This window comes from Robiginitalea sp. (assembly GCF_049588695.1).
Lineage (GTDB): Bacteria > Bacteroidota > Bacteroidia > Flavobacteriales > Flavobacteriaceae > Robiginitalea.
On sequence record NZ_JBAVZJ010000567.1, the window covers coordinates 1 to 4211 of the forward strand.

Sequence of the window (4211 nt, forward strand, 5' to 3'; positions counted from 1 at the left end):
GTTTGAATGTTCTCTGACAGAAGACACCTCCCTGTGGGACGGGGTATTGGATGATTGTATCATAAACGGTCGCACAGCCATGTCCTGGAGTCCTTTGGGGAGTTATTTCCGGGAGCAGAACGAACAAAATACGCGAATTTCACAATCCATGGAGTCGCTATGTGAAAAATATCAGGTGACCGAAAGCCAGCTCTTATTGGCCTGGCTCCTTCGCCATCCGGCCGGGATCCATCCGGTAGTCGGGACAACCCGGACCACGCGCCTTAAAGAATCGATGGAGGCCCTGGACCTGGACCTGGAGTTGGAGGACTGGTTTACCCTGCTTGTGGCGAGCCGTGGAGAAAAAGTACCATAAACAAATAGAAATATGAGTCGTACGGTTTTTATAACGGGTGCCAGTAGCGGTATAGGAAGGGCTACGGCAGAATTACTTGCGGAACAAGGGTTTCGGATCATTGCCTGTGGGCGTCGGGAAGCCCGACTTAAAGCCTTAAAAGAGAAATGGGGAGACGCAGTACATACCCTGTGTTTTGATGTCCGGGATAAGCAGGAGGTGTTTGATGCCGTGGCATCATTGCCCGGGGTATTCAAAGAGATAGATGTCCTGGTTAACAATGCGGGAAATGCACACGGGATGGATGCCATAGACAAGGGGAGCCTGGAGGACTGGGATGCCATGATCGACATAAACGTCAAGGGATTGTTATATGTAACCAAAGCCATCCTGCCTGTATTACTAAAATCGGGGAACCCCCAAATTATCAATATTGGGTCTACGGCGGGAAAAGAAGTATACCCCAAAGGGAATGTGTATTGCGCGAGTAAATTTGCAGTAGACGCCATAAATCAGGCCCTTCGGATTGATCTCAATGAACACGGGGTGCGTGTGGGAGCCGTAAACCCGGGGCTAGTTCAAACTGAATTCAGCGAGGTTCGCTTTAAAGGGGATTCTCCCAGGGCCTCGGCCGTATACCAGGGATTTCACCCGCTCACTCCTGAGGATATCGCAGAGATTATCTCGTTCGTACTAAGCCGGCCTGCACATGTAAATATCGCCGATTTGGTGGTCATGCCAACCGATCAGGCGAGTAGTACCATTGTTCGTAAAGCCAAATGATCAACAAACGACTGCTGATTAAAAATCTGCTCGCCCACAATGACGAGAACAGTTTTTATGACAAAAAGCGGGTAATTGATATCAGTCGAAGGGAAGGAAAAGCCAAGTTCCTGAAACACGTTTGCGCTTTGGCAAACAGCAATCCCAATAGCCGTTCGTATATCGTCATCGGTGTTGAGGATGAGGATAATGAAATTCTCGGGGTTGATTTTTTTGATGACAGCAAGATCCAAAACCTGGTCAACGCCTACCTGGATAACCCACCCTTGATTTCCTATGAAAACGTCCTTTTCCCCAATTTGCCCGAAGGAAGGGTGGTAGGACTTGTAACTATAAGCTCATCCGGCAAAATCTGTTCCCTCAGGCGAAATATCTGGAAGTATTATGGGGGAGCTGTTTTTTTTCGGGAAGGAAGCATCAGCATACCAAAGCATTTTGACATTTCCCTGCGAGACACCAATTCGGCCACAGTAGCGCAAATTGAGCGTCACGCCAGAAATAATATAGAACTGACACTCGACGGTGTTATCGATTTTATCAACTACCGCCACAAAGACCTGAGCAGCCATTACAAGGTCTTTAAGGAGCAGTTTGTGGTCTGTTGGGCCGGCAACAGGAAAGAAGTTCGGGATGAGGTGTACTACTCCCGCGTAGATATCGAACTTATAAACGAACAGGTAAAACTTTTTTACTCTTCACTTGATGAGGTTGCCATTGCCTGGGATGCGGATTCCTTTTATATCACCGAATATATCTACCTGGGCCTGGACGATCAGAAGCGATATTATCCTTTGGAAAAAGTCACTATTGAATTTGCTGACAATGGAACGTATCAGATGTTTGGTGAACTTATTTTTGATCCGCCCCAATACGAGCGGAAGACACTCCACCATATTTTGAATACAAACAAAGCACTCCTGGCGAAACTGGGGAAAGGACTCGCCCTGAAACCTTCCGAGCTGAAGGATCTCCAGCGCTTTCCGGCCACATCGCTCATCTGCTATCTCAACGGTTTTGAAGAGGCAGAAGCGCAGTTACAGTCTTCCCGGAAATTTCTCAAAAACATCGATTTGCAAATCTACCAGTCCCTGAAGGAAGCCCTGCGGATTCTTCGAAAAGTGCGCTATAATTAGTTCAACATTTTGGCAGCCACAAAAGTTCTGCAGGGGATAGCTCAAGCAACCCGCTCCGGACCTTTTGTTTTTTTCCATCAATCAGGTTTTGAAATTGACCCTTGTCCATATAGCCCAGGGCCGAAAGGAGGGAGGTGCGCACCACCTGGGGGTTTTCATCAAAATTTGCGAGGATCAGCACGCCATTCTCCGTTTCTCCATCCCTTTCAAAGACGAGAAGGTGGTCGTTTCCTGCATCGTGGTACGTTACACTGCGTGCATCTGCCAGGGCTGGGAGCTCCTTGCGGAGAGCAATCAGGTGCTGCAGTCCAAAATAAATCCTGGAGGCGTGATTTTCTACTGTACCCAGCCCCGAGACGGTTTCCCAGTCGTGCAGGGGCCGGTTGATCCACCGGCTGTCCATTACTTTGTCGGCTTCCGCCATATAGGAATAGTCGTTTAACATTCCTAATTCATCCCCGGCATAGATCAGGGGGATGCCGGGAGCTGCGAGGATGATTCCATACATCATCAGGATTTTGTTCACGGATGAGGTGATTTTGAGGACATCTTTCTCTTCGATGGCCTGCTCCAGGCCCAAAAGGGAAGCAGTACTCCCTGTAATCCGACCATCTCCCGTAAAGGGGTTGTACATAAAAACAGCTCCTTTTGCCGGACTCCAGTCCAGGCGTTGACAGAAATAGTCGAGCAGGAACCTACGATGTGTTTGCGGGTCCCAACCCAGGGCGGAGATGTGCGAGTCGTCAAATCCCAGGCCGATATCATCGTGGCACCGTATATAGTTAATCCAGGTGGATGCATCGGGTTTAGGAGGGAGCCCCCGCAGACTACGCCTCAGAAGATTTGTCTTTTTGGTGGCTACCGAATTCCATAAACAGGCCATAAAAGTGGCGTTGTAGGCGATCTCACATTCATTTCCCTTAAGGATACCTTTTCCAAAATACGCTACAATTTCCTCAGGGGCCACGATAGCCTCTGCCAGAATAATCACCCCGGGCGCCACCACCTGGAGACAAAGCCTGAACAAGGAGACCAGCTGATGTGCTTCCGGCAGGTTTTGGGAGACTGTTCCAATTTTTTTCCACAAAAACGCCAGGGCATCAAACCGGATTACATCAACTCCTTTGTTGGAAAGCTCCAGCAGGTTTTCCAACATGGAGAGGAATACGACCGGATTGGTATAGTTCAAATCCCACTGATAGGTATTAAATACGGTCATTACCCAGCGCTCCATTTCCGTACTGTAGGTAAAATTCCCGGGAGACGTTTCCGGGAATACCTCGGGTAAATGCGCTTCGAAGAGGTCGGGCATGTTTCTGTCCGGAAATGTATAGTAAAACTCCTGATATTTGAGATTACCCGACTTGGCTTCCAGGGCCCAGGGGAACTCATCCGAGGTGTGGTTAACCACAAAATCGAGCATCAGGCAAATGCCTTTTTCACGCATTGCTTTTGTAAGCTCAATGAAATCCTCTTCAGTACCGTAAGTCGGATCAATTTCTGTATAACTGTTTACCGCATACCCTCCATCATTCGGGCCTGAAGGTCTTTTGGTGATCGGCATCAGGTGCAGGAAATTGATTCCAAGGGCTTCGAAATAAGGTAGTTTTTCTTTCAGTTTTTTCAGGTCCCCACAAAACCGGTCTACGTAAAGCTGCATACCTGTCCACGCCCCGGACTGATACCAGTTTCCTTCTCCCTGCCGTTCTATGTCCTGAAGTTTAAGAGCTGCCGGCCTGTTTTTGTATTGTGAGGACAGGAGTTTTTGAAGATTTTGAAAAGATGCCGCGTACCGCGCCTCCGGATAGAGGGAAAAGAACAAATCCTGAATCAGGGTGAAATTGGCGGCCCGTCTCATCTCAAATAGGTCTTTGAGCTTTCCGGGAGTAGGTTTCCTTCCGGGTTTTCCGGCAAGGGTTTTATGAATCGCTGCCTGGTTCATTTTAGGATGGCCTTAAGAG

General features: G+C 48.5%; 4 protein-coding genes. 3 read left to right on the top strand and 1 reads right to left on the bottom strand.

From position 1 onward, the window contains the following. From WBV75_RS13010 to WBV75_RS13020, 3 genes are all read left to right on the top strand, one after another. A partial coding sequence (locus tag WBV75_RS13010) for an aldo/keto reductase (RefSeq protein WP_424121017.1) occupies positions 1 to 355 on the top strand: 355 nt, incomplete at its 5' end. A 12-nt stretch (positions 356 to 367) separates the two neighbouring features. Further along, positions 368 to 1117, top strand: coding sequence for an SDR family NAD(P)-dependent oxidoreductase (locus tag WBV75_RS13015; protein ID WP_424121018.1), 750 nt, complete (start codon positions 368 to 370; stop codon positions 1115 to 1117). Continuing rightward, entirely contained in the window at positions 1114 to 2250 is a 1137-nt protein-coding gene (locus tag WBV75_RS13020; protein WP_424121019.1) for an ATP-binding protein, read from the top strand. The genes WBV75_RS13015 and WBV75_RS13020 overlap by 4 nt, the downstream gene beginning before the upstream one ends. Position 2251: 1 nt before the next feature. On the opposite strand, the gene WBV75_RS13025 is transcribed toward WBV75_RS13020, so the two are convergent. After that, positions 2252 to 4192 carry an alpha-amylase family glycosyl hydrolase gene (locus WBV75_RS13025; RefSeq protein ID WP_424121020.1) on the bottom strand — a complete coding sequence of 647 codons (1941 nt, stop codon included), beginning with the start codon at positions 4190 to 4192 and terminating at the stop codon, positions 2252 to 2254. Positions 4193 to 4211: the final 19 nt, after the last annotated feature.